The organism is Sphingomonas sp. PAMC26645, from assembly GCF_004795835.1.
Classification (GTDB): Bacteria; Pseudomonadota; Alphaproteobacteria; order Sphingomonadales; family Sphingomonadaceae; genus Sphingomonas.
Map to the genome: position 1 here is coordinate 2,677,171 of NZ_CP039249.1, position 25,302 is coordinate 2,702,472.

Genomic DNA, 25,302 nt, shown 5'->3' on the forward strand with positions numbered 1-25,302 from the left:
CGAGTAGCAAATGTCGTTCGACATCGTCTAAGGCTTGAGTATGCAGCAAGACACGCCGGTAAGCCCTTCCGATACCGCCATTATAGCAAGGCCGGCTTACCCGTCGATCGCCCCCGCCCCTGCGTTGCGTGCCGCAGAGCCTTACGCCCGTGACGAACTGCTGCACGAGATCTTCGACGCCACGCGCGCGGCGCATCCTGACGCGACCGCGCTGCGGCTGATCGGCGCGGACGAGGAATACGACCGCAAGACCGCCTGGACCTATACCGACCTCGCCACGCGTAGCTTAGCGCTCGCGCACCGCCTGCGCGCGATGGGGATCGGCCGCGGCGACCGCGTCGTGCTGTGCCTGCCGCGCGGGCTCGACCAGTATATGGCGATCCTCGGCGTGCTGCGCGCAGGTGCCGCCTATGTGCCGGTCGACTGGGGCTATCCGCAGGATCGCATCGACTTCATCGTTGAGGACAGCGAAGCCGCGCTGACGATTACCGTCGCCAGCCGCGTCGCCAACCTCAAGGGGAAAACCCTGGCGCTCGACGCCGCGCTGGGCGATCTCGCGGCTGAGCCGTCCGAACCGGTTGGCCGCGACGTCACGCAGGCCACCCCGCAGGACCTCGCCTACATCATCTACACCTCGGGCACGACCGGCCGGCCCAAGGGCGTGATGATCTCGCACGGCAATGCCTGCCACCTGGTCCGCTCCGAAAGCGCAATCCTCGATCTGACCCCTGCCGACGTCGTGTTCGGCGGGTTCAGCCTCGCGTTCGACATGTCGGTCGAGACGATGTGGAGCGCGTTCTTCGTCGGTGCGGTCGTGCTCGTCGCCACCGAGGCGCTGGCGACCAGCGGGCCTGACGTGGCGATCGCGCTCGCCGAGGCGAAAACGACGATCTGGCACGTCGTCCCCTCGCTGATCGCGCTCGTCGAGCATCCGGTGCCGACGCTGCGCCTGCTCAACATGGGCGGCGAGGCGTGCCCGGCGGACCTGCCGCGCCGGCTCGCGCGTCCGGGCCTGCGCCTGCTTAACACCTATGGTCCGACCGAGACGTCGGTCACCGCGACCTGGACCGAGGTGTTCCCCGGCCAACGCATCACGATCGGCAAGCCGCTACCCGGCTACACCGCCTGGGTGGTCGACGAGCATATGCAGCCGGTCCCCGATGGCCAGGAGGGCGAACTCGTCATCGGCGGCCCCGGCGTCGGCGTCGGCTACGTCAACCGTCCCGACCTGACCGCCGAAAAGTTCATCATGACGCCGTTCGACGGGCCTTCCGGTGCTCCGGAACGTATCTACCGCTCGGGCGACCTGGTGAAGCTCGACGCGGCGGGCGACATCGATTTCGTCGGGCGCATCGATACGCAGGTGAAGATCCGCGGCTTCCGCGTCGAGCTCGCCGAGATCGAGGCGGTGATCGGCGAATGGCCCGGCGTCGCGCAGACCGTCGTCCAGCTGTTCACCGACGACGACGGCTCCGAATTCCTCGCCGCCTTCCTGATCGCGCGTCCGGCGGAGGAGATCGACATGGTCGGCCTCAAGGCCCGCGTCGCCGAGCGGCTCCCCAATTACATGCGCCCCGCGGGCTACCAGATCCTCTCGCACATGCCGACGCTGCCCGCCTCGGGGAAGGTCGACCGCAAGGCGCTGGTCAAGCCCGAGATCACCGTGACGTCGGACCGCGAGATGGTCGCGCCCGCCACGCCGCTGGAGGAAAGCCTGCACCGCGTCTGGGCCGAGGCATTCGCGCCGCAGCCGGTATCGGTGCTCGATGACCTGTTCGAGGATCTCGGGGGGCATTCGCTGAAGGCCGCACGGTTGGTTTCGGCAGCGCGAAAAGTGCGCGGCCTCGAAGGGCTGTCGCTCGAGGACGTCTATGCCGCGCCAACGATCTGCGCGCTCGCGCTGCGGATCGGTGGCACCACGCCCGTCGCGATCCTCGACGAGAGCAGCTTCCATCACATCGCGTCGTGGAAGCGGCGGCTGTGCGTCGCCGCGCAGACGCTCGCGCTGCTGCCGATCTACACGCTGGCGGGGCTCCAGTGGTTCTCGCCCTATCTCGCCTACACGCATCTCGCGGGCGACATGCCACGGGTCGACGCGCTGATCCTCAGCGGGCTGTTCTTCACGGTCGTGCCGATCGCGTCGATGGTCCTGTCGATCGCGCTCAAATGGCTGATCGTCGGGCGCTTCAAGGCGGGCGATTACCCACTCTGGGGCAGCTATTATTTCCGCTGGTGGCTGGTCCGCCGGATCATCGGCGTCACCGCGACGCCGTATCTCGCGGGCACGCCGATGATCCGCGGCTATTACCGGATGATGGGCGCGAAGATCGGCAAGCGCGTCCATATCGGCACCGGGATCATCGACACCGCCGACCTGCTCCACGCCGACGACGATGCGATCATCAGCGACCAGTCGGTGCTCTCGACCAGCTCGGTCGAGCGCGGATTGCTCCGCCTCGGCACGGTAAAGCTCGGCAAGGGCGCGTTCGTCGGGTCGATGGCGGTAGTCGGCCGCAACGCCGCGCTCGGCGACGACGCGATGCTCGACGATCTGTCCGCGCTGCCTGCCGATACGGCGATCCCGACCGGCCAGCGCTGGGCCGGCTCGCCCGCCGCGCATGACGGCGATGCGCCCCGCCGCCCGGCCACCGCAGCCTCGCGCAACGCCGGGCCGGCGATCGGCCTGTTCCTGTGCGCGTTGATCCTGCCGCTGGTGGCGATCCTGCCGATCGCCCCCGGGCTGATCGCACTGATCGAGCTCGACTGGGCGACTAGCGGCTATGCCTATGTCGCGGTCGCGCCGCTGCTCGCGGTCACCTATGTCGTGATGATGTGCGTGCTGACGGTGGCGGCCAAGCGGCTGATCCTCGGTCGCGTCGCGCCCGCGGTCTATGCGCTGAACAGCGGGTTCTACGTGCGCTACTGGTTCGTGCAGCAGATCAACGACCTCGCGCTCCGCCTGCTCCACCCGATCTTCGCGACGCTGTACGTGGTGCCTTGGTACCGTGCGCTCGGCGTGAAGGTCGGCCGTCGCGCGGAAATATCGACCGCCAGCGCGATCGTGCCCGACCTTGTCGAGATCGGCGAGGAGAGCTTCATCGCCGATTCGGTGATCTTCGGCGCGGCGCGGATCGGCCACGGCACGATCGAACTCGCGCATACCAAGATCGGCCGCCGCAGCTTCATCGGCAATTCCGCGCTGCTGCCGAGCGGCACGCAGATCGGCGACGAGGTGCTCGTCGGCGTGCTCTCGAAGCCGCCGAGCGACCCCGCGCTCGCCACCGAGGCGGGCAGCACATGGTTCGGCTCGCCCGCGATCAAGCTGCCGGTACGACAGGTCAACACGATGTTCGACGAGGGCGCGCGGTTCAATCCGTCGCGCGCGCTGATCGCCACGCGCCTGTCGATCGAGGCGGTCCGCACCACGCTGTCACTGACCGCGTTCCTGGTGTTCTTCAGCCTGCTGCTGTCGGTGGTCGGCGACCTCGACGACCTCGACAATGGCGGGTTGCTGATCGCGACGACCTTCCCCTTCCTGTACGTCGGCTTCTGCCTCGCCTGCGGGATCTTCGTCCTCGCGCTCAAATGGCTCGTCGTCGGCCGCTACAAGGTCACCACCGCGCCGCTCTGGAGCACCTTTGTGTGGCGCACCGAGCTTGTCACGGCGACGTACGAGAATCTCGCCGTCGCCAACCTCCTCGAACCACTCCGCGGGACGCCGTGGATCGCGCTGTATCTCCGCCTGATGGGCGCGCGGATCGGCAAGCGCTGCTACATCGACACCACCGACCTGACCGAGCACGACCTGGTCGATATCGGCGACGACGTGGCGCTCAACGACTTCGCCGGCCTGCAGACGCACCTGTTCGAGGACCGCGTGATGAAGGTCGGCGCGATCCGCGTCGGCGACCGCGCGACGATCGGCTCGTTGGCGATCGTACTGTACGACGCAGAGATCGGCGCAGACGCGCAGCTCGGCGACCTGTCGGTCGTGATGAAGGGCGAGACCTTGCCAGACGGCACAAGTTGGGACGGGAGCCCCGCACGGATCGCCGTCGCGACGTGACGCCGATCTGGCACGACGGTCCGCTCGACGCGCTCGTCTGGGACGGTCAGTCGCCAGTCGCATGGAGTGTTGCCGAGACCGGACCGTACGCCGCTGGCCTGCAAGGCGATGCGCGCGCGATCCGGCAGGGTCTGGCCGCCGCCCTGATCCGCAAACTTGCCGGCGACTCAGACGATGTCCGCCTGACACGCAGTCCGGCCGGCGCGCCGATCGTTTCCGCTCCCGGCGGCTGGTATCTCAGCCTCTCGAGCCGGGGCGCGCACGCCCTGATCGGCGTTGCGCGCGCACCGATCGCGGTCGACCGCGAGGTCAGCGACGACCACGCTCCGCTCTGGGACATGCTCACCCCGACCGAAGCAGCCTCGCTCCGCCGCCTGCCCGCTCCCGCGCAGCCCCACGCTTGGCTCCGCCGCTGGACGATCAAGGAAGCGCACGCGAAGCTCATCGGCGAACCGCGTCGCATCCGCCCCGAGGCGATCGAAACCATCGTCACCGATCCAATCCACGCGACCGCGACGTTCGAAGGCACTTCGCGCTGCTGGAGCCGTTCCACAACCGACGCGATCGAAACCGTCGCGATGTGGAGCCAGCCATGACCAGAATCCTGACCCGCCGCTACGAGGAGAAGGACCGCGCCGCCGTCCTCGCGATCTTCGACTCGAACCTCCCCGAATACTTTGGCGCCGGCGATCGCGAATGGCTGGAGGAAACGCTCGACGAGCCCGACGGCCCGGCGTTCGTGGTCGACGTCGACGGCGTTCCTGGCGCGTTCGGCGGCTACGCGATCTGGGAGCACTACAACAAGGCACTGCTCTTCTGGGGCATGGCCGCGCGTGCATATCAGGGCTCGGGCCTCGGCAAGGTGCTGCTGTTCGAACGCCTGCTCCACGTCGCCACCAGCGCTGAGCCGACCACGCGCTATGTCACCGTCGACACCTCGCCGCAGGTCTCGCCGTTCTTCGAGCATTGCGGCTTCGAACTGACCAGCGTTTGGCCCGGCGGCTACCGTTCCGGCATGGACATGCACGAACTCCGCTTCGATATTGCGGGGGTGTCGCTCGAAGAGCTAACGGGCAGACGCGACGCTGCTTTTGCGCGATGTACGGTCTGATACGGTCCAGTCTTCATCTACCACGCCCTCGATGTTTCGGCGTACGTTCCGGATCGAAAAATCCCGTTCTATAAGGCTTCTCTATGATCGAACGTCTCGTCGCCATCATGGCCCGGTTGCGCGATCCCGTCGAAGGTTGCGACTGGGACCGTGTGCAGACCTGGTCCACGATTGCGCCCTACACGATCGAGGAAGCCTATGAAGTCGCCGACGCGATTGAACGGAACGATCCCGGGGATCTAAAGGACGAACTGGGCGACCTTCTGCTTCAGGTCGTCTTCCATAGCCGCATTGCCGAGGAAGCCGGTGCCTTCACGCTGGCCGACGTCGTGACCTCGATTGCCGACAAGATGGAACGGCGTCATCCGCATATATTCGGGGACGTGGAACAGTCGCCCGGATGGGAAGCGATCAAGGCGCAGGAGCGTTCGGCCAAATCGGACCGCAGCGCGTTGGCGGGGGTCGCACTCGGCCTTCCGGCACTGTCTCGGGCCGACAAGTTACAGAAACGCGCGGGGCGTGTGGGCTTCGACTGGCCGGATGCGAGCGGGCCGCTGGCGAAAGTCCACGAGGAAATCGAGGAGGTTCGCGAAGCTCCTTCTGAGAAGCTCGCTGAAGAAGTCGGCGACCTGCTGTTCGCGGTGACCAACTGGGCGCGACATCTCGGAGTAGACGCGGAAAGCGCATTACGCGCTGGCAATTTGAAGTTCGACGTGCGGTTCCGGGCGATCGAGGATCTCGCGGGCGATGCGTTCGCCGGCATGACCCTCGATCAGAAGGAGGAACTATGGCAGGTTGTCAAACGTCGCGGCGGGTGAACCGGTCGTAATCCGCATCGGACAGTCGCACGTCATATGTCGTCTCGAGCTCGTCATCGACGCTCCCGAACACTTCGCCATGGGCATGCAGCCAAGCGGCACCCGCGCCATCGCTGGCATCGAGCGTGATCCGATAGCGCCGATGCGCCCCCGTCAGCTTTGCCGCGATCTGCTCGATCAGATGCGGCACCCCTTCCCCGCTTAGCGCCGATATCGCCACGACGTCGTCGCGCCGCGCCGCTTCACCGGCAATCTCGTCGTGCGCGTCGGGATCGAGCAGGTCGAGCTTGTTCCAAACCTCGAACCGCGGCGTATTATCGTCAACGCCGATCTCGGCCAGCACAGTCTCGACATCGGCACGCTGCGCCTCCGAATCCGGGTGGGCGATATCACGGACATGGACCAGAAGATCGGCGGACACGACCTCTTCCAGAGTTGCCTTGAACGCGGCGACCAACTGCGTCGGCAGGTCAGAAACGAAGCCGACGGTGTCCGACAGGATCGCCTTGTCTAGCCCGGGGAGCTGAATCTGACGTAGCGTCGGATCTAGCGTTGCGAACAACAGATCCTCCGCCATCACGTCGGCACCAGTCACGCGATTGAACAACGTCGACTTACCCGCATTGGTATAGCCGACGAGCGCGATTACCGGCCACGGCGCACGCTGGCGCCGTTCACGGTGCAGCCCACGCGTACGGCTGACCTGCTCGAGCTCACGCTTCAATCGCGCCATACGGTCACGGATCAAACGACGATCCGCTTCGATCTGGGTCTCGCCCGGACCGCCAAGGAAGCCGAAACCGCCACGCTGACGTTCGAGATGGGTCCAGCTCCGCACGAGCCGGCCAGCCTGGTAATCGAGATGCGCGAGTTCGACCTGCAAGCGCCCCTCAGCGGTCGCGGCGCGTTCGCCGAAGATCTCCAGGATCAGTCCGGTGCGATCGATGACCTTCACCTCGAGCGCTTTCTCCAGATTGCGCTGCTGGATCGGAGTCAGGCTCGCATCGAAAACGACCAGTCCCGCCTCTTCCATCCGAACTTGGGTGGCCAACAATTCAACCTGCCCGCTTCCGATCAGCGTTGCGGGCTTTGCCTGGCGGACTCGGTAAGCGATCCGTTCGACCACCTCGACACCGATCGCAGCGGCCAACCCAGCGGTTTCCTCCAACCGAGCGTCTACGTCGCGCGCGGCGTCGCCCTGATCGGGGAGAACGACGATCGCTCGTGTTCCACGGGTGAACTCGTCCCGATCGCGTTCGAAACCACTACTCAATCGTCATCGTCCGTTTCATCCGTGTCAGTGGGCTCTTCGGCAAGGTTCAGCGGGCGTGCCGGCTGGATCGTCGAGACAGCGTGCTTGTAGACGAGTTGTGCCATGCCTTCGCGCTGGAGCAGCATGCAAAACAGGTCGAAACCTGCGATCTGGCCCTGCAGCATGACGCCGTTGATGAGGAACATCGTCACGCTATCTTCGGATTTGCGCACCGCGTTGAGGAAAATATCCTGCAAAAGCGGATGCTTCTTCTGGTTTTCTCCCACCGCATCGACGATCGCCGACACGTCCATGGGCCCAGCAGGCATGATCGTCGAGATCGCATGCTTGTAGATCAGCTGCGACTGGCCATCGCGGCGGAGCAGGACAGAAAAATTATCGAACCATGTAACGATGCCCTGGAGCTTTACGCCCTTGACGAGGAACATGGTGACCGGCGTCTTGGAGCGCCGGAGTGCGTTCAGGAACAGATCCTGAAGCGAGCCTGGTTTATCTGCCAATGGGATAACCCTTTGTTTTTGGCGGGACTTTGCCCGCAAGGCGCCGTTTCCCGGCGTCGGAGATGCACCCGGTTACCGGGCGCGGTACTGATCTATGATCGCCGCCCTGCTATATCCAGAGGGCGGCGAAATTACGGCGTCTATTCCTCGCGGGTTTCGGTGATGCCGAGCAGCTTCAATTTTCGATGAAGCGCGGAACGCTCCATGCCGATGAAGCTGGCCGTCCGCGAGATATTTCCCGAGAAACGTCGGATCTGCACCCGAAGATATTCGCGCTCGAACGTCTCGCGCGCTTCCCGCAAAGGTGAGCCCATGATCGCAGTGGACCCGGCCGATCCGATATCGCCCTGGTCGCCGAGAACTTCGGCCGGCAACAGGTCGAGATCGATCCGCCCGATCCGGTCTCCCGGCGCCAGAATGATCGTGCGCTCGACGACGTTGCGCAACTGCCGGACATTTCCCGGCCAGTCGTAGGATTGCAACGCAACCATCGCATCCGGCGCGATTTCCGGCGTCGGCACCCGGCGCTCTGACGCGTAATGCGCGATGAAATGCTGGACCAGCGCGGGGATGTCCTCGCGGCGATCGGACAGCGGCGGGATCATCACCGGTACGACGTTGAGCCGGTAATACAGATCTTCGCGGAACCGTCCTTCGGCGATTTCGAAGACGAGGTCGCGGGCGGTCGCCGAGACGACGCGGACATCGACCTTGACGACGCGCGTACCACCTACCCGCGTAAAGCTCTGGTCGGTGAGTGCGCGGAGGATGCGGGCCTGCGTCGCGATCGGCATGTCAGCGATCTCGTCGAGGAACAACGTGCCGCCATGCGCCTGTTCGAACAGACCGGGACGGACGAGATCGCCCGCCTCCTCGACGCCGAACAGTTCCTCGTCCATGCGTTCGGGCGTCATCCGCGCCGCGCTGACGATGATGAACGGCGCGTCGGTCCTCAGGCTCCAGCCATGCAGCAGGCGCGCGGCGACTTCCTTGCCGACTCCCGCCGCGCCCATGATGAGGACCCGGCTGCCGGTTGCCGCCACCCGCTTCAAGGTCGCGCGAACGCCGTTGATCGATCCGGAACTGCCGGTCAGGTCGGTCTCACGCCCGACGGTTGCCCTCAGCGTCGCAACCTCGCGACGGAGCCGTTCGGTCTCCGTCGCCCGCGCAACCATCAGCAAAAGCCGCTCGGCCTCGAACGGCTTTTCGATGAAGTCGGACGCACCGCGGCGGATCGCGGCGACGGCCGTATCGAGGTTGCCGTGGCCTGAAATCACCAGCACCGGGATCGACGGATCGCGACGCTTGATCTCGTCGAGCAGTTCCAGCCCATCAAGACGCGACCCTTGCAGCCAGACATCAAGCAGCACCAGCGACGGGCGCCGCGCGGCGATTGCCTCCAGTGCGGAATCACTATCGCCAGCGTCGCGGGTCTCATAGCCTTCGTCCTCCAGGACGCCGGCCACGAGTTCACGGATGTCACGTTCGTCGTCCACGACGAGAATATCGAGCGCCATTAAATCATGTCCGGTTGCGGGTCATCGTGTCGAGTCGGCCCTCCCCAGCCAACTCGGATGCGGATGCCCCTTGGTCGAGCGCGGCCAGCGCCTTGGCGTCGAAGGTCATGGTGACGAGTGTACCGCCCCCCGGCCGATCGGAAAAGCCGATCGTGCCGCAATGCTCCTCGATGATCTTCTTGACGATGGCAAGGCCGAGGCCTGTGCCACGGGCACGGGTCGTTACATAAGGTTCGACGATCCGGTCCCGCTCCGCGGGTAGCCCAATGCCGGTGTCCGCCACTGCGATGCCGACCGTGTTGGCATCGCTCGTCAAAGTCATCGTGACCGATCCGCCAGGTTCACCGCGTGTCTCAATGGCTTCCACCGCGTTCTTGACGATGTTCGTGAGCGCCTGCCCGATCTGGCGGCGGTCGCAAACCAGCGTCAGACCCGGATCGTCCTGCACCAGCTGGAAGCTGATCGCGGGATGCGCGACCTCGTGCAGGAACAGCGCCTGGCGGGCGGCATCGACCAGCGATTCCTCGCGGAACACTGGCTTCGGCATCCGCGCGAACGAGGAGAACTCGTCGACCATGCGACGAAGATCGCCAACCTGGCGGATGATCGTGTCGGTCAATCGCGAGAACGTACCGTCCTGCGCCTCGATCTTGCCACCATACCGGCGTTGAAGCCGCTCGGCCGCAAGCTGGATCGGTGTCAGCGGGTTCTTGATCTCATGCGCGATCCGGCGAGCGACGTCCGACCATGCCGCGCGGCGTTGATCGAGCAGCTGCTGCGTGATGTCGTCGAACGTCAGGATCGGGCCAGTAGCCGGCCGCGCGATCCGCACGGCAAGCGTACGAACCTCGCTCCCCTGCCCGACTTCGACGATCGCCTCGCGGTCGCCGCCATCGAGCATCGCGTCGAGCTCGGGCGCGACATCGACCAGGCGCCGTCCGACCAGCCCGCCAGTATCGGTGCCCAGCAACGTCGTCGCCGAATCGTTCGCAATCGTGATCGTCCGCTCGCGTCCTGTTGCGACGACGCCTGCGGAGACCCCCGCCATCACCGCCTCGATGAGTGCTCGACGGCTTTCGAGCTGTCCGTTGGCGGTGACGAGTTCGGTATTCTGCGCCTCCAGCTGCCCGGTCATCTGGTTGAACGCGTTGGCGAGCGTGCCGACCTCATCGCGGCTGCGCGGATCGGGGACACGCGCGGTAAGGTCGCCGGCTGCTACCCGGCGCGCGGCGTCGACGAGCTCGCCCACCGGCCGGACGAGGCGATCCGCAACCGCCAGCGCGATCCACACCGCAATCCCCACGATCAGCAACGAGATCAACAACAGTGCCGCATTGAACTGCAACTGGAGACTGCGCGCCCTGGCCAGAAGCGATCGATAACTCTTCAGCACGTCGTTCGCACGCGTGGTCTGTTCGGAGAGTGATTTCGTATCCTCGACGCGGCCCGCATAGAGGAATAGCTCGTCAGATCCGGGCAGCATCGTGATCGTCTGGATACGATCGCCCGTCACCGCCACGACCGCGCTTTTGCCTGACCGCAGCTCGGCGATCGCCGAGGGTGTGACACGACGCGTAAAGTCGATCTCGTACGGGTTGACGATCGCCAGCGTCTGGATCCCCTGCTGAGGGGACAGCTTGAACAACGCAGCTTCCGAGAGGCTGCGAAAATAGACCTGTTGGAGGAACCAGCCGGAAAAATCGGGGCTCTGCAGCGAGCGCTCTCGAAGATAGGCAGACATGTCGCTTGCCATCGTCACGGTGGCTTCCTGCCATCGGTTGAGCTGGCGTGCGTAAGACGATTGGGCAAGCCCGGTCGCATTCTCGAGCATTCCGCGTGCCTGATCGGAATACCAGAACTGGACGCCATATTGGAACAGCAGCGATGCGAAGATCGTCACGAGCAGCATTGGCACGGCGGCGACGATCGAGAACAAAGCGACGAGGCGAACGTGGAGACGACCGCCACCGCCGACCGGCGAACGCGCTGCACGGCGCATGGCCACACGTCGCCCTAGCAACATGAGGAGCGCAATGCCGGGCACGAGGTTCGCGACCAGCAGCAGCGCTACCAGGGGTGGCGGGATCAGGCGCTGCGGTGCGTCGCTGCCGGTAATGATGAAGTAGCTCGTGACGGCGATCGCGATCGCCACACCGAGCACGACCGCCTCTACGGCAGGCGTCACTGCAAACCGGTTTGCAGGCCCGTCATCGTCCATCGGTAGCGTCGCGGAAGCGATCATCGTTGCCCCGATACAACGTCAACCGTTGCCGTGAAACCACATAATGACAGAATTACCGCCGTTCCGGTTCGTCTACGCGGAGCGCGTCGCTGCCGATCGCACCGCCGATATCGATGCCGAGCGTATCGAGGCGTTTGCGCAGGGTATTACGGTTGATTCCCATAGCGCGCGCGGCCCGAAGCTGGTTCTGACCATGACGCGCCAGCATCGCCTCGATCAGCGGCCGTTCGACTTCGCCGATCACGCGGTCGTAGAGCGTGCCGTCATCGAGCGCGGCCGGATCGTCATGAGCGATGCGCTCGATCATCGCGCGGACCGCTTGTCCGATATCGAGGCCGACCGGGTCGGTGAGCGAGGTGTGTCGGCCGATCATGGCACGGATCGCGTCCGCGTCGATGACTTCGTCGCGCGACAAGACTGCCAGCCGCCGCATGAGATTTTCGAGTTCGCGAACGTTGCCCGGCCAGTCATGCCCGCCAAGCGCGACCAGGGCGTCACTGGCAAGCTGACGCCGCGGAAGGCCCTGTGCAGCGGCGTGATCAAGAAAATGCCGTGCGAGCAACGCGATGTCCTGACGTCGTTCGCGCAGGGGCGGCAACGTGATCGGGACGACATTGAGCCGGTAGAACAGGTCTTCCCGGAACTGCCCCGTCGCGACCTGTGACGCCAGATCGCGGTTGGTCGCAGCGACGATGCGAACGTCGACGCGGATCGTCCGTGCACCGCCGACGCTGGTGAACTCCCCCGACTGGAGCACGCGGAGCAGGCGGGTCTGCGCTTCCATCGGCATGTCGCCGATCTCGTCGAGGAACAGCGTGCCGCCCGACGCCTGTTCGAACCGGCCGGCGTTGCGCGTCGCGGCGCCGGTGAACGCACCGCGCTCATGTCCGAACAGCTCGGCTTCGATCAATTCGCGGGGGATCGCGGCCATGTTGATCGCGACGAAAGGGGCTGCGCTGCGCGGCCCGAGATCATGGATAGCGCGCGCGACGAGTTCCTTGCCGGTCCCCGATTCGCCCGAGATCAGCACGGTCAGATCGTTCGATACGACGCGGGCGATGATACGGTAGACGTCCTGCATCGCCGCCGAGCGACCGATCAGGGGCAGCGCGCGGTCCGCGTCGTGGAGCGTATCCTCAGATACCATCCCGCCCCGCGCGAGCGCACCGGCAACCGCGCGGGTCAGCACGTCGAGGTCGAACGGCTTGGGCAGATATTCGTATGCACCGACTTCGGCCGCGCGAACCGCCGTGGTCAGCGTGTTCTGCGCCGAGAGGACGATGATCGGGAGCAGCGGAAACCGCGCGGCAACGCTGCGGACATGGTCGATGCCGTCGCCGTCGGGGAGGATGACGTCGGTGATGAGAACGTCGGGCAGCGACACCGCAAGCGCGCGTTCGAGTTGCGCGAGACTGTCGGCTACGGTGACGTCATGCCCGGCGCGACGAAGCGCCTGCGCGACGACGGTCCGGATCGCGGCATCGTCATCGACGACCAGGACGGTGCTCATGATGCGGCTCTAGGCAGCAGGAGGCGAAGGACGGTCATCTCGGGGCTTCCTTCGCGACCGTATTGGACGATGCCGCCCATGTCTCTGGTCAGCTTGTCGACGAGCGCGAGACCAAGCCCCTGCCCTTCGCGCCGACCCGATACGAACGGGTCGAACAGGTGATCGGCGATGTCGGCGGGGGCGCCGGGACCGTTGTCAAAGATACAGATCTCGATCGGCAGCGGCAGGCGCGGCTTGCCGGGTGCCGAACTCACGGTGATGCCGTGACGGTACGCAGTGGTCATGACGATCCGCGGTTCGCGTTCGTTTCGAACGGCTTCGCGGGCATTCTTCAGCAGGTTTATCACGATCTGCAGCAGCGCATCGCGGTTGATCTGCGCGGGAGGGAGCGAGGGGTCGAAGCGTTCCTCGATCGTTATGCCGCGCGCGAAACCGGCGAGCGCAAGCCGGCGCGCGTGACCGAGCAGCGGATAGATGTTCTCGCTGGCGAGCGGCAGCGGCCGCGTGTCGCTGAAGTCCTGCATGCGGTCGATCAGCGCGGCAATGCGGTCGACCTCGGTAACGATCAGCGTCGTAAGTTCGCCCGCGCCGAGCAACTGCGCGGCACCGCGGATGCCGGATAGCGGGTTCTTGATCTCGTGGGCGAGCATCGCCGCGGCACCGACCGCAGCCCTTGCTCCGGCCGCGCGATCCGCGGAGTGTCCAAGGCGCCGCGATGTGGCGGATGCGTGCAAGGTGATGGCGCGCCAGCCCGGGTAGTCGGCGATCTGCGTCTCGGCGAAATCTGCACGGATCTTGACTCCGCGCGCGGTCGAGATTTCGGTGTCGTAGACGGCGAGAGCGTGGCCGTCCCGATTTCGCGGATCGTCTGGCGGCGGGATGATCGCATCGAGCGGTTGGCCGATCATCAACCGCTCGGACAGGTTCAGCAATTGCTCGGCGAGCGCATTGGCATGTGCGACCCGGTGGTCGGGATCGACGACCACCACAGCCACCGGCAGTGCGGCAAAGAGTTCCGCGAACCCCGGCCGGTTGCGCGATGGCGTATCAGGCCGCTTCAAGGTTGCGCCAGGGAGCATAGAACTCAGCCAGCATTGCCTTGACCTGCTTCGGGTCCGGTACCTGGTTCACCTTGTTGCGGAACTCCGCCGAACCGGGCAGTCCCTTGGTGTACCAGCCGATATGTTTCCGGGCCATATTCACCCCGGTCTCGATCCCGTAATGTTCGAGCATCGCCTCGTAATGCCCTGCAATCGCGTCATATTGCTCGGTGATCGAGGGGTCATCGATACGGCGGCCGGTGGCGAACCACTCCATCACCTGGCCGAGTACCCAGGGGCGGCCGTAGCTGCCCCGACCGATCATCAGGCCATCGGCGCCGGACTGGTCCATCGCGGCTTCGGCGTCCTCGATGGTGCAGATGTCGCCGTTGACGATCACCGGTACGCTCACTGCTTCTTTGACCTTCCGGACGAAGCCCCAGTCGGCATTGCCCTTGTACATCTGGTTGCGCGTGCGGCCGTGGACGGTGATCAGCTTGATTCCGAGGTCCTCGGCGATGCGCGCGAGGTCGGGCGCATTGAGGCTGTCGTGGCACCAGCCCATTCGCATCTTGAGGGTCACGGGCACGTCGACCGCCCTGACCGTCGCCTCGATGATGGCGCTGGCGAGCTTGGTGTCGCGCATCAGTGCCGATCCTGCATCGCCGTTGACGACTTTGCGCACCGGGCAGCCCATGTTGATGTCGATGATCGCCGCGCCGCGATCCTGGCTGAGCTTGGCCGCCTCGCCCATCTCGTACGGGGTGCAGCCGATCAGCTGCATCGACACTGGCTCCTCAAGCCGGTCCCATGCCGCCTTCTGCAACGACTGGCGCGTCTCGCGGATCGCCGCCTGGCTGGCGACCATCTCGGTGACGTTGAGGCCAGAGCCATAGCGTCGCACCAGCGTGCGGAACGGCATGTCGGTGACGCCGGTCATCGGCGCGAGCACTACGGGGCTTTCGATCCGGACAGGACCGATCTGGATAGGAGCAAGGTTACGCATGGATGTGCCTGAAAAAGAGGCATCCTTTACCCCAACCAGCCGTTTCAGGCAAGGCTGGCGAGGGCCGGAGCGAAGCGCTAGGTCGCGAGGATGACACAGGCAAAGCGTATCGTTGCGATCATTGTCGCTGCCGGGACCGGCGTGCGCGCGGGCGGATCGGTCCCCAAGCAGTTCGCGCTGATCGCCGGCAGGCCGATGATCGCCTATTCCCATGAGGCGTTCGCGACGCATCCGGCGATCGCCGAAACGATCGTCGTCGTTGCAGATGGCCAGCAGGGCTTGGCGACCACAGCATTGGGGGACGCGATGATCCTGGTTGGCGGACCGACGCGGCGCGAGTCGGTCACCAACGGTCTCGCGGCGGTCGGCGACGCGACGCATGTGCTGATCCACGATGCCGCCCGTCCCTTCCTGTCGCACGCGGTCATCGATTCGCTCGTCGCCACCTTGAAGACCAGGGACGCGGCCATTCCCGTCCTCCCGGTGACCGATACGCTCGCCCGCGGCAGCGTCCTGCTCGGCGACATCGTCCCGCGCGCGGACCTCAACCGCGTGCAGACTCCCCAGGCATTTGCGGTGGAGGCCCTGCGCGCCGCGCATGCGGTCTGGCCTGCGGACGAAGAGGCCACCGACGACGCGCAGATGGTGCGACGGCTTGGCGTCGGCGTCGCGTTGGTGCAGGGCTCGGCGATGCTCGAGAAAGTCACGCACCCAGAAGATTTCGCGGCCGCCGAAGCGCGTGTCGCGTACGAAACCCGTACCGCGATGGGGTTCGACGTCCACCGCCTCGAAACCGGCGAGGAGCTCTGGCTCGGCGGCGTCCTGATCCCGCACGACAAGGGGCTGTCGGGGCATAGCGACGCCGACGTCGCGCTCCACGCGCTGACCGATGCGCTGCTCGGCACGATCGCGGCGGGCGATATCGGCACGCATTTCCCGCCGAGCGACCCACAGTGGAAGGGTGCCGACTCCGCACAGTTCCTCCAGCACGCCGCCAAGCTGATCGCCGACAAGCGCGGGCGGATCGATTTCGTCGACCTGACGATCATGTGCGAGGCGCCGAAGATCGGCCCGCATCGTGCGAAGATGACCGCGCGGATCGCCGACCTGCTCGGGCTTACGCTCGACCGGGTCAGCGTCAAGGCGACGACGACCGAACGGCTCGGCTTCACCGGGCGCGGCGAAGGCATTGCTGCGCAGGCGGTTGCGACCATTCGCTTGCCCGGATCGCCGCTTTGAAGATCTCGGCAGCGCTTGCGGGGATCGCCCTCCTCGCAAGCCCGGCAGTGGCGCAACAGCGCTGCATCACCGGGCCCGAGGCCGAATCGCTGACGCTCGTCGCGATGCCTGACATTCTCCGCGAAACCGGGCGCGTCTGTGCGGCGCAGCTTCCCGCTGCCAGCCTTATCCGGCGGCAGTCGAGTGCGCTGATCGATCGCTATCAGATCGAGTCCGACCGGGCCTGGCCCGCGGCTCGTGCGGCGATCGTCAAGCTCAGCGATCCTGCCGTCGACGCGATGCTTGATTCAGAGTTCGCACGACCGTTGCTGACGACGTTGCTGGTACCGCAGATCGTTGGGCGGATCGCGACGCGCGATTGCGGGACGATCGACCGGATGGTGACGCTGCTCCAGCCCTTGCCACCGCGCAACACCGCGGGCATCGTCGTCGAGACGTTGCGGTACCTCAAATCCCAGAAGTCGCGCAGCGGTGATATCGCCGCGGTGGCGATGCTGCTCTGCCCGGTGGAGACACGCTGATGGATACGATCCTTCCCGCCGAACTGGTCGAGGCCGCACGCAAAGTGGTCGAACAGAACCGCGCGATCGGCCGCAGAGTCGCGGTCGCCGAGAGCTGCACGGGCGGACTCGTTGCGGCCGCATTGACCGAGATTCCCGGCTCCTCCGACGTGTTCGAGGTCGGTTTCGTCACCTATTCGAACGCCGCCAAGCTCGGCGTGCTGAAGATCAGTTCGGATGTGCTGGAGACGTTCGGCGCAGTCTCGATCGCGGTCGCCTGGAGCATGGCGCAGGCCGCGCTGAAGCAGTCGGGTGCGGATATCGCGGTTGCAATCACTGGCGTCGCCGGGCCGGGAGGCGGTTCGCTCAAGAAGCCGGTCGGCACCGTGGTGTTCGGTCGCGCTGAGAAGGGTCGCGACCCTTCCGACGTCCACGCTGATCGCAAGGATTTCGGCGATCTCGGCCGCGGCGGGATACGGCTTCAGGCCGCGTTATGCGCGCTCGAACTCTTGTTGCCGGACGCTTCGGCCCCGTAAAGCTCGGCGGCGCGGGTCTCGAACGCGCCGATCATCTTGCGCAGCGCGGCGCCGAACACCTGCCCGGCGATCATCTCGAACATCCGGTTCTTGAACGCGAAGTCGACGGTGAAGTCGACCGCGCAGCCCTGCGGCTCGGGTCGGAAATGCCATTCGTTGCGCAGATACTTGAGTGGGCCATCGACATAATCGACGTTGAGTTCGCTCGGCCGGACCTTCTGCACGCGCGACGTGAACGTCTCGCGCAGGCCCTTGAAGCCGACGATCATGTCGGCGAGCGTTTCGGTCTCGCTGTTCGAGCGCACCCGCATCGCGCTGACCCACGGCAGGAATTCGGCATAGCGGCCGACATCGGCCACCAGGTCGAACATCTGCTCAGGCGTGTAGGGCAGATGGCGCGTTTCCGAATGCTTCGGCATCAGATGCGCGCGACGCCCAGCTTGGCGTCACGGTTAGCGCGCAACCGTTCGAAATCATCGCCCGCGTGATAGCTCGACCGCGTCAGCGGCGACGACGCGACAAGCAGGAAGCCCTTCGCGCGCGCGATCGAGGCATAGGCATCGAACGCCTTGGGCGGCACGAACTCGGCGACCTTGGCATGGCGCGGCGTCGGTTGGAGATACTGGCCCATCGTCAGGAAATCGATATCGGCGCAGCGCATGTCATCCATCACCTGATGGATCTCGAGCCGCTCCTCGCCAAGGCCGAGCATCACGCCCGACTTGGTAAAGATCGACGGATCGTGCTTCTTGACGCTCTCCAGCAGCCGCAACGACGCATAGTAGCGCGCACCGGGGCGGATCGTTGGATAGAGCCGGGGCACTGTCTCGAGGTTATGGTTGTAGACATCGGGCCGAGCCTCGACGATCGACTCGATCGCGGCCTGCGCCTTGTTGCGGAAGTCGGGCGTCAAAATCTCGATCGTCGTCGTCGGGTTCGACGCGCGGATCGCCTGAATCACCTTCACGAACTGCGACGCGCCACCGTCCGGAAGATCGTCGCGATCGACCGAGGTGATGACGATGTGGTTGAGCCCCATCTGCGCCGCCGCATCGGCAACGTTCTGCGGCTCCATGCGATCGACCGCACGCGGCATGCCGGTCTTGACGTTGCAGAACGCACACGCCCGCGTGCAGGTATCGCCGAGGATCATGACCGTCGCATGCTTCTTCGACCAGCATTCGCCAATGTTCGGACACGCCGCCTCTTCGCACACGGTGGTGAGGCTTTTCGAGCGCATCAACTCACGGGTCTTTGCGAAGCCAGCAGAGGTCGGCGCCTTGACGCGGATCCAGTCGGGCTTGCGCGCACGGACCGGCGCAGCCATCGGGGTCATGTCGTTCATGGACGCCAGATAGCCCCGCCCTGCCGTCGAGACAATGGTGGCGAGCTATGTCGGTGGGTTGGAACCATCGGACGAACCGGATAAAATCATGGAACCAGTTCCAACATGACAAGTTTGTCATGTCGCATCGCAAACTGATATGGAAGGCTACCTGTGCCAACTCACTTTCCGGAAATGATTGAAGGCTACCACCGCTTCAAGGACGGCCCCTGGGAGGAGCAGCGCGAGCGCTGGAAGGAGCTGCAGGAGGGCCAGAGCCCCAAGGTGATGATCATCGCCTGCTCGGACAGCCGCGTCGAACCCGCACAGATTTTCGACACGCTGCCGGGCGAAGTGTTCGTCGTCCGCAACGTCGCCAACCTGGTCCCGCCCTACGAGACCGGTGGCGGCCATCACGGCGTGTCGGCGGCGATCGAGTTCGCGGTCACGCAGCTGAAGGTCGAAGAGATCGTCGTGATGGGCCATGAGAAGTGCGGCGGCTGCAAGGCCGCGCTGACCCAGGCCTTTGCCGACGCAGACCATGGCGCAGGTGGCTTCGTGTCCGACTGGGTCAGCCTGCTCGACGGCGCGCGCGAGAAGGTCGTTGCGAAATACGGCGACAGCGAAGAAGCGGGTCGCGAGATGGAGCTCGAGTCCGTCCGCACCTCGATCGCCAATCTGCGCACCTTCCCGTTCGTCAGAAGGGCCGAGGCCGCCGGTACGCTGGCGCTGCGCGGCGCCTATTTCGGCATCGACAAGGGCCAGATGCTGCTGCTCAACGAGGATGACGAGTTCATCCAGGCAGAGTCGCCAGAAGCCAAATCCGCGAAAGCCTAACGGGTCAGCGAAGGCCTAACGCCTTCTCCGCCACCTTCTTGACCTTCGGGTCGAGCGGTGGCGGCACCATCGATACGCCGGCTTCGAGGCGGTCCGCGATCAGCGTCAGCGCTGCGATCCGGGCCGCCTTCTTGTCGTTGCCGTCGATGACGGTCCACGGCGCGGTCGCGGTATCGGTGCGCGCGAACATCTCGGCCATCGCCTCTAGATAGTCTTCGCGGCGCGACCGGTTGTGGAAATCGTCGAGCCCGGTCTTCCAATGCTTCCACGGATCGTCGAGCCGCGCCTTCAACCGCCGGTCCTGCTCCTTCTGCGTGGTGTGGATGAACAGCTTGATCAGCGTCGTGCCGCTCTCGACCTGCTGCGCCTCGAACGCGTTGATCTCGTCATAGCCGTGGCGCCATTCGGTCTCGCTGGCGAACCCCTCGACGCGCTCGACGAGGACACGGCCGTACCAGCTGCGGTCGAACACCGCGATGTTGCCGTTGGCGGGCAACCGGTTCCAGAAGCGCCAGAGGAAATGATGCGCCTTCTCGTCCGCGGTCGGCGCCGAGATCGGCCAGACCTTGTAGTTGCGCGGGTCCCATTCGGCGGACAGGCGCTGGATGATGCCGCCCTTCCCTGCCGCATCCCAACCCTCGAACATCACGATCGCGCTCTTGCCCGCGACGATGTGCGCGACCTGGATATGCTCGAGGCGCTTTTGCAGCGCGGCGAGGTCGTGCTTGTACTTGCCGTCGTATTCGTCGCCGTCTTCGTAGTCGGCCAGGTGTATCGTCATGCATCGCTCTCCGTCGCAAGGGTCGGGATCTGAACGTTCCAGGCGCCCCGTCGGCGCAGGACGAACCAATAATAGGCGATCGACAGCAAGATCTGCGCAGCCGTCATGATCAAACCGGGGCGCCCCTCTTCCCGATCAAGCCAGCTCGTCCAGCAGACATAGCCGAGCGCGAGCAGTGTCACGACCGGAGCAAGCGGGTATAACGGCATCTGGTAGGGTGCATGGGCGGTCTGGCCGGTACGCCTGCCGACCATCGCCGCGACGCAGATCCCTGCGTAGATCGCGACGAGGCCGGTGCCGCTGAGCACGAGCAGCAACTGGAGCGGCAGAAAGCACGCGACGATCCCGAACCCGCCGACCAGCAGCGTGCCGACCCAGGGGGAGCCGAACTTCGGGTGGACCTGCGTCATCCATTGGTCGAGTGGACGCCCCCAGCTTCCGTCACGCGCGGTGCCGTAGAAGAAGCGCGCGCAGGCGAGGATGCAGGCGATGACCGCGTTGACGATCGCGACGACGACGCCGATCGAGATCCAGTTCGCCATCGTGATGCCGCTGCGGAGGGTGACGAGCAGGCCGAACGGGTCGTCGGCGGTGAGCGTGGCGTGAATATCCGGCGTTCCGACGAGGACCGCGACGATCGGGATGCCCTCGAACAACAGCGTCAGCGCGAGCGACGCCATGATCGCGCGGGCGATCAGGCGGGGGGCGTCGAGCATCTCCTCGCCGAAGTAGACCGCCGCGCCGTAACCGTTGAGCGCGAAGATCGCGATCGAGGTGGCGAGGCCGATCGAGGCGGGGGACGCGGGGACGAGCGCGGCCCCTTGCGGCATCACCGGGTGCAGCAGCAGGTCGCCGATCGGGCGGACGGTATCGGCGAACCCGAGCCAGACGACCGCACCGATTGCCAGCATCTCGACCAGAAGGAAGACACCGGTGAGCCACGCGTTGACGCGAATCTGGAGGATCGCGACGAGCGTCGATCCAGCGACCACGGCGATCGCGACGGGAATTTGCGGCAGGCCGGGGACCAGCGTGCCGAGCACCGCGCTGACGCCGAGACCTGCGACGGGTGGAAAGAGCAGGTTGTTGAAGACGTTGACGCCGAGCATGACGAACCCCGCCATCGGCCCGAGCGTATGCGCGACTGCGACATACTCGCCACCCGCAACCGGCCAGGCGGACGAGAGTTCGGCATAGACGAACGCGGTAGCGACGCAGACGAGTCCCGCGATCAACGTCGCCCAGACTGCGCCAGTGCCGGCGACCTGAAGCATGCCGGGGACGATGACGAACACCGACGATGCCGGGGTTGCGACGGAGAGGGTAAGGAACAGGACGCCCGAGACGCCGAGGCTGCGAACGAGGCTTGGCGCCGGTGTCATCTGATCGTCGCGCATGCCAACCCCTTATCGTGCAGGGGTATTTGCATGGTTGAGGGGGTTGAGGAAGCGTGGGACGTATTTCCCTCGCCCCTTCGGGGAGAGGGAGGGGCCCGCCCGCGCTTGCGGGTGGGAGGGTGAGGGGAAGTTGGCGCACACCAACTTCCCCTCACCCTCCCGTCGCCAAGCGGTTCCTCCTTCCCTCTCCCCGTAGGGGCGAGGGACAGAGAGACGTTACCCCGCGCTCGGCGCGACCACCTTCGTCGCATCCTTCGGACCATCCACGGTCAGGCGGATGTTGAGTTCCTTCAGCTGCTTGGCGCTGACCGGGCTCGGCGCGCCCATCATCAGGTCCTCGGCCTTCTGGTTCATCGGGAACAGCACGACTTCGCGGATGTTCGGTTCGCCCGCGAGCAGCATCACCATCCGGTCGATCCCCGGCGCCGAGCCACCATGTGGCGGTGCGCCGACCTTGAACGCGTTGATCATGCCGGCGAAGTTCGTGTCGACGTCGGCCTGCGTGTAGCCGGCGATCTCGAACGCCTTGTACATGATCTCCGGACGGTGGTTCCGGATCGCGCCCGACGACAGCTCGACGCCGTTGCAGACGATATCGTACTGATACGCCAGGATATCGAGCGGATCCTTGTTCTCCAGCGCGTCCATCTCGCCCTGCGGCATCGAGAATGGATTGTGGCTGAAGTCGACCTTCTTCGCGTCCTCGTCATATTCGAACATCGGGAAGTCGACGATCCAGCAGAACTCGAACCGGTTCTCGTCGATCAGGCCGAGATCGGCACCGATCCGCGCCCGGGCGGCGCCCGCGAGCTTGGAGGCGGGCAGTTCCTTGCCAGCGGCGAAGAAGATGCCGTCGTTCGGGCCGAGGCCCATCTCGGCGATCAGCTTCCGCGTCGCTTCCTCGCCGTGGTTCTTGGCGATCGGGCCGCCGAGTTCACCATTCTTCTGCGTGATGTAGCCAAGCCCGGCATGCCCCTCGGCACGTGCCCAGTCATTCATGTCGGTGAAAAACTTGCGGCTCTTGTCGGCGGTGTTCGGCGCGGGGATCGCGCGGACCACGTCACCACCGGCAACGATTCCCGCGAACAGGCCGAAGCCCGAATCGACGAAGTGATGGCCGACGTCGTGGATCAGGATCGGGTTGCGCAGGTCGGGCTTGTCGCTGCCGTACTTCAGCATCGATTCGCGGTAGGGGATGCGCTTGAACGGGAGCGCCGAAACCTGGCGGCCCTTGCCTTGCCAGTCGGCGAACTCCTCGAACACGCCGTGCAGGACGGGCTCGATCGCATTGAAAACGTCGTCCTGCGTGACGAAGCTCATCTCGAAATCGAGCTGATAGAATTCGCCCGGCGACCGATCCGCGCGAGCGTCCTCGTCGCGGAAGCAGGGTGCGATCTGGAAATAGCGGTCGAAACCGGCGACCATCAGCAGCTGCTTGAACATCTGCGGCGCCTGCGGGAGCGCGTAGAACTTGCCCGGATGGACGCGGCTCGGCACCAGGTAATCGCGCGCGCCTTCGGGCGACGATGCGGTCAGGATCGGCGTCTGGAATTCGGTGAAGCCCTGCGAATTCATGCGGTTGCGCAGCGACGTGATCACCTGGCTGCGGAGCATGATGTTGGCGTGCAGCCGCTCGCGACGCAGGTCGAGATAACGATAGCGCAGGCGGATATCCTCGGGATACTCGGCCTCGCCCGCGACCGGCATCGGCAGCTCGCCGGCCATCGACTGGACGGTCGCCGCGGTCGCGCGGATCTCGATCCCGCCGGTCGGCAGGTTCGGGTTGACGGCTTCGGGCGCCCTGGCCGTGACCTTGCCGGTGATCGTGACGACGCTCTCGCTCTTCAGGCCTTCGATGACCTTGAAGACCGGGCCCGACACGTCAGTGACGATCTGCGTGATGCCGTAGTGATCGCGCAGATCGATGAACACGAGGTCGCCGTGATCGCGCTTCTTGTGGACCCAGCCGGAGACGCGGACCTCTTCGCCGACCTGTTCGGGGCGGAGGGCGGCGCAGTTGTGGGTGCGATAGGCGTGCATGATGGGTCTTCTCGGACGATAAACAGGTGCCTCGCGCTTCCCTTCCCTACCGGCCTTTGTCAACCCGGACAGGTCTCGCTATGGAAACCTCATGCATATCCACCCGCTTATCTCCGACAGTGCCACGCTCGCCAATCTGTGTGCGCGCATGGCCGACGCCGACTATGTGTGCGTCGACACCGAATTCATGCGCGAGAGCACTTATTACCCGGAACTCTGCCTGATCCAGATAGCCGACGACAAGGAAGCCGCGGCGATCGACCCGATGGCGCCGGGGATCGACCTGAAGCCCTTGCTCGACCTGCTCGTCGAGAATCACGACGTGCTGAAGGTCGTCCATGCCGGCGGGCAGGACATCGAGATCGTCTACAACCTCACCGGCAAGACCCCTTTCCCGCTGTTCGACACGCAGGTCGCGGCGATGGCGCTCGGCCAGGGCGAGCAGATCGGCTATTCGAACCTGGTCGACAGCTGGCTCGGGATCGCGGTAGACAAGGGTGCGCGGTTCACCGATTGGGCGCGGCGTCCTCTGGACGCGCGGCAGATCGAATATGCTATTGGCGACGTCACGCACCTGTCGAAGATCTTCCCGAAGATGCTGGAGCGGTTGCGGAAAACCGGACGCGGCGTGTGGCTTGATCAGGAGATGGAGCGGCTCGGCGATACCGCCAATTACGCGAACGATCCCGATCTGGCGTGGAAGCGCGTGCGAATCTCGGGGCGCAAGCCTGATGTCTTGGGCCGGTTGAAGGCACTCGCGCGGTGGCGGGAACTGGAGGCGCAGGCGAAGGATCTGCCGCGTGGGCGGATCGTCAAGGACGAGACTCTGGGCGACATGGCGGGGCATCCGCCGAAGAAGCAGGCGGACTTGGCACGCGTGCGTGGATTGTCGGCGACTTGGGCCGGCAACGACATCGGTGGCCGCTTGATGGCGGCGATCGAGGGCTCGCAGCCGCTCGGCGACGACGAACTGCCACCGCGGGACGATCGCAAGCCCGGGCTTGGCAAGGAGGGTTCGCTGGTGGCGGATCTGCTCAAGCTGCTGCTGAAGATCCGGTCGCGAGATATTGATGTCGCCTCGAAATTGCTCGCTCGGACCGATGAACTGGAGGCCTTGGCCGCTGGTGTGCGGACTGGGTTGCCGATGCTCGAAGGCTGGCGGTTCGATCAGTTCGGGCGTGATGCGCTGGACCTAGTCGAGGGGCGGCTGGCGTTTGCAGTGATCGGCGGCAAGCTCAAGATGACGCGTACGGAGGATGCCGCATGAGGATCGTTCTGGTCGCAGCCTTGCTGGCTTCGGCGGCGTGTACGCCGGTCGAGATGCGTGGCGAGACACCTGCCGCTGCTCCCGTGGCTGCGGCGTGTAATGCCGACTCGCTCGGCGATCTGGTCGGCAAGCGCGCGAGCGATGCTCGGGCCGACGTCATGCAGACGCGATCGGGCGCGCGGACACTCCGGTGGATCGCGCCGAACACGGCCGTGACGATGGATTTCCGTGCTGATCGTCTGAATGTTTATGTGGACGCCAAGGGCCGGATCGAACGCTTCACCTGCGCTTGAACCCA

The 25,302-nt window shown here is 65.2% G+C and carries 22 protein-coding genes; 10 read left to right on the forward strand and 12 right to left on the reverse strand.

The window, feature by feature from the left end; genetic code table 11:
* The first annotated feature begins 40 nt into the window (after nucleotides 1-40).
* The 4 genes from E5673_RS12320 to mazG all read left to right on the forward strand — a co-directional run bounded on the left by E5673_RS12320 (nucleotide 41) and on the right by mazG (nucleotide 5,995).
* Entirely contained in the window at nucleotides 41-4,066 is a 4,026-nt protein-coding gene (locus E5673_RS12320) for a Pls/PosA family non-ribosomal peptide synthetase (protein ID WP_136190233.1), read from the forward strand.
* Complete coding sequence (locus tag E5673_RS12325) at nucleotides 4,063-4,662, forward strand: 4'-phosphopantetheinyl transferase superfamily protein (protein ID WP_136190234.1); 600 nt, start codon at nucleotides 4,063-4,065, stop codon at nucleotides 4,660-4,662. The genes E5673_RS12320 and E5673_RS12325 overlap by 4 nt, the downstream gene beginning before the upstream one ends.
* A complete protein-coding gene (locus E5673_RS12330; RefSeq protein WP_136190235.1) occupies nucleotides 4,659-5,177 on the forward strand; it encodes a GNAT family N-acetyltransferase in 519 nt (172 codons plus the stop codon). Before E5673_RS12325 ends, E5673_RS12330 begins: the two co-directional genes overlap by 4 nt.
* Before the next feature lie 83 nt (nucleotides 5,178-5,260).
* Nucleotides 5,261-5,995 carry a nucleoside triphosphate pyrophosphohydrolase gene (gene mazG, locus E5673_RS12335; RefSeq protein WP_136190236.1) on the forward strand — a complete coding sequence of 245 codons (735 nt, stop codon included), beginning with the start codon at nucleotides 5,261-5,263 and terminating at the stop codon, nucleotides 5,993-5,995.
* On the opposite strand, the gene hflX is transcribed toward mazG, so the two are convergent.
* From hflX to dusB, 7 genes are all read right to left on the reverse strand, one after another.
* The gene (gene hflX / locus E5673_RS12340; RefSeq protein ID WP_136190237.1) at nucleotides 5,976-7,268 is read right to left on the reverse strand and encodes a GTPase HflX; all 1,293 of its coding nucleotides are present in this window, start codon (nucleotides 7,266-7,268) and stop codon (nucleotides 5,976-5,978) included. The genes mazG and hflX overlap by 20 nt on opposite strands.
* Nucleotides 7,265-7,807, reverse strand: a complete 543-nt coding sequence (gene hfq, locus E5673_RS12345) for an RNA chaperone Hfq (RefSeq protein WP_082441049.1) — start codon at nucleotides 7,805-7,807, stop codon at nucleotides 7,265-7,267. The genes hflX and hfq overlap by 4 nt, the downstream gene beginning before the upstream one ends.
* Nucleotides 7,808-7,908: 101 nt before the next feature.
* Complete coding sequence (locus tag E5673_RS12350; RefSeq protein ID WP_056058755.1) at nucleotides 7,909-9,285, reverse strand: sigma-54 dependent transcriptional regulator; 1,377 nt, start codon at nucleotides 9,283-9,285, stop codon at nucleotides 7,909-7,911.
* Between the two features lie 4 nt (nucleotides 9,286-9,289).
* Nucleotides 9,290-11,527, reverse strand: a complete 2,238-nt coding sequence (locus E5673_RS12355; RefSeq protein WP_136190238.1) for an ATP-binding protein — start codon at nucleotides 11,525-11,527, stop codon at nucleotides 9,290-9,292.
* A gap of 52 nt (nucleotides 11,528-11,579) precedes the next feature.
* Entirely contained in the window at nucleotides 11,580-13,037 is a 1,458-nt protein-coding gene (gene ntrC, locus E5673_RS12360; protein WP_136190239.1) for a nitrogen regulation protein NR(I), read from the reverse strand.
* A complete protein-coding gene (locus tag E5673_RS12365; protein ID WP_247599371.1) occupies nucleotides 13,034-14,098 on the reverse strand; it encodes an ATP-binding protein in 1,065 nt (354 codons plus the stop codon). Before E5673_RS12365 ends, ntrC begins: the two co-directional genes overlap by 4 nt.
* Nucleotides 14,085-15,083 (reverse strand): tRNA dihydrouridine synthase DusB, encoded by a 999-nt coding sequence (dusB, locus tag E5673_RS12370; protein WP_136190241.1) that lies wholly within the window; start codon nucleotides 15,081-15,083, stop codon nucleotides 14,085-14,087. The genes E5673_RS12365 and dusB overlap by 14 nt, the downstream gene beginning before the upstream one ends.
* 90 nt (nucleotides 15,084-15,173) lie before the next feature.
* Between dusB and E5673_RS12375 the strand changes: the two genes are divergently transcribed.
* From E5673_RS12375 to E5673_RS12385, 3 genes are read left to right on the forward strand one after another with little or no spacing between them, the layout of a single operon-like run.
* Complete coding sequence (locus tag E5673_RS12375) at nucleotides 15,174-16,322, forward strand: bifunctional 2-C-methyl-D-erythritol 4-phosphate cytidylyltransferase/2-C-methyl-D-erythritol 2,4-cyclodiphosphate synthase (protein WP_136190242.1); 1,149 nt, start codon at nucleotides 15,174-15,176, stop codon at nucleotides 16,320-16,322.
* Nucleotides 16,319-16,843, forward strand: a complete 525-nt coding sequence (locus E5673_RS12380; protein ID WP_136190243.1) for a hypothetical protein — start codon at nucleotides 16,319-16,321, stop codon at nucleotides 16,841-16,843. The genes E5673_RS12375 and E5673_RS12380 overlap by 4 nt, the downstream gene beginning before the upstream one ends.
* Nucleotides 16,843-17,358: a CinA family protein gene (locus E5673_RS12385; RefSeq protein ID WP_136190244.1), complete on the forward strand. Its 516-nt coding sequence runs from the start codon at nucleotides 16,843-16,845 to the stop codon at nucleotides 17,356-17,358. Before E5673_RS12380 ends, E5673_RS12385 begins: the two co-directional genes overlap by 1 nt.
* Here the strand turns inward: E5673_RS12385 and E5673_RS12390 are convergent.
* Both E5673_RS12390 and lipA read right to left on the reverse strand, forming a co-directional pair.
* Nucleotides 17,304-17,777, reverse strand: coding sequence for a type II toxin-antitoxin system RatA family toxin (locus E5673_RS12390; RefSeq protein ID WP_133031165.1), 474 nt, complete (start codon nucleotides 17,775-17,777; stop codon nucleotides 17,304-17,306). The genes E5673_RS12385 and E5673_RS12390 overlap by 55 nt on opposite strands.
* Complete coding sequence (gene lipA / locus E5673_RS12395) at nucleotides 17,777-18,703, reverse strand: lipoyl synthase (protein WP_120300234.1); 927 nt, start codon at nucleotides 18,701-18,703, stop codon at nucleotides 17,777-17,779. Before lipA ends, E5673_RS12390 begins: the two co-directional genes overlap by 1 nt.
* A gap of 174 nt (nucleotides 18,704-18,877) precedes the next feature.
* On the opposite strand from lipA, the gene E5673_RS12400 reads away from it, so the two are divergent.
* Nucleotides 18,878-19,519 carry a carbonic anhydrase gene (locus E5673_RS12400; protein WP_136190245.1) on the forward strand — a complete coding sequence of 214 codons (642 nt, stop codon included), beginning with the start codon at nucleotides 18,878-18,880 and terminating at the stop codon, nucleotides 19,517-19,519.
* A gap of 4 nt (nucleotides 19,520-19,523) precedes the next feature.
* Here E5673_RS12400 and E5673_RS12405 read toward each other — a convergent pair whose 3' ends face one another.
* From E5673_RS12405 to aspS, 3 genes are all read right to left on the reverse strand, one after another.
* Nucleotides 19,524-20,300: a polyphosphate kinase gene (locus tag E5673_RS12405; RefSeq protein WP_136190246.1), complete on the reverse strand. Its 777-nt coding sequence runs from the start codon at nucleotides 20,298-20,300 to the stop codon at nucleotides 19,524-19,526.
* Complete coding sequence (locus E5673_RS12410) at nucleotides 20,297-21,697, reverse strand: APC family permease (protein WP_247599372.1); 1,401 nt, start codon at nucleotides 21,695-21,697, stop codon at nucleotides 20,297-20,299. The genes E5673_RS12405 and E5673_RS12410 overlap by 4 nt, the downstream gene beginning before the upstream one ends.
* A gap of 216 nt (nucleotides 21,698-21,913) precedes the next feature.
* Nucleotides 21,914-23,737 carry an aspartate--tRNA ligase gene (gene aspS / locus E5673_RS12415; RefSeq protein ID WP_200912536.1) on the reverse strand — a complete coding sequence of 608 codons (1,824 nt, stop codon included), beginning with the start codon at nucleotides 23,735-23,737 and terminating at the stop codon, nucleotides 21,914-21,916.
* A 91-nt stretch (nucleotides 23,738-23,828) separates the two neighbouring features.
* On the opposite strand from aspS, the gene rnd reads away from it, so the two are divergent.
* Together rnd and E5673_RS12425 are read left to right on the forward strand one after the other, a co-directional pair.
* Nucleotides 23,829-25,004 carry a ribonuclease D gene (rnd, locus tag E5673_RS12420; RefSeq protein WP_136190247.1) on the forward strand — a complete coding sequence of 392 codons (1,176 nt, stop codon included), beginning with the start codon at nucleotides 23,829-23,831 and terminating at the stop codon, nucleotides 25,002-25,004.
* Nucleotides 25,001-25,297 (forward strand): I78 family peptidase inhibitor, encoded by a 297-nt coding sequence (locus tag E5673_RS12425; RefSeq protein ID WP_136190248.1) that lies wholly within the window; start codon nucleotides 25,001-25,003, stop codon nucleotides 25,295-25,297. The genes rnd and E5673_RS12425 overlap by 4 nt, the downstream gene beginning before the upstream one ends.
* Nucleotides 25,298-25,302 lie beyond the last annotated feature (5 nt).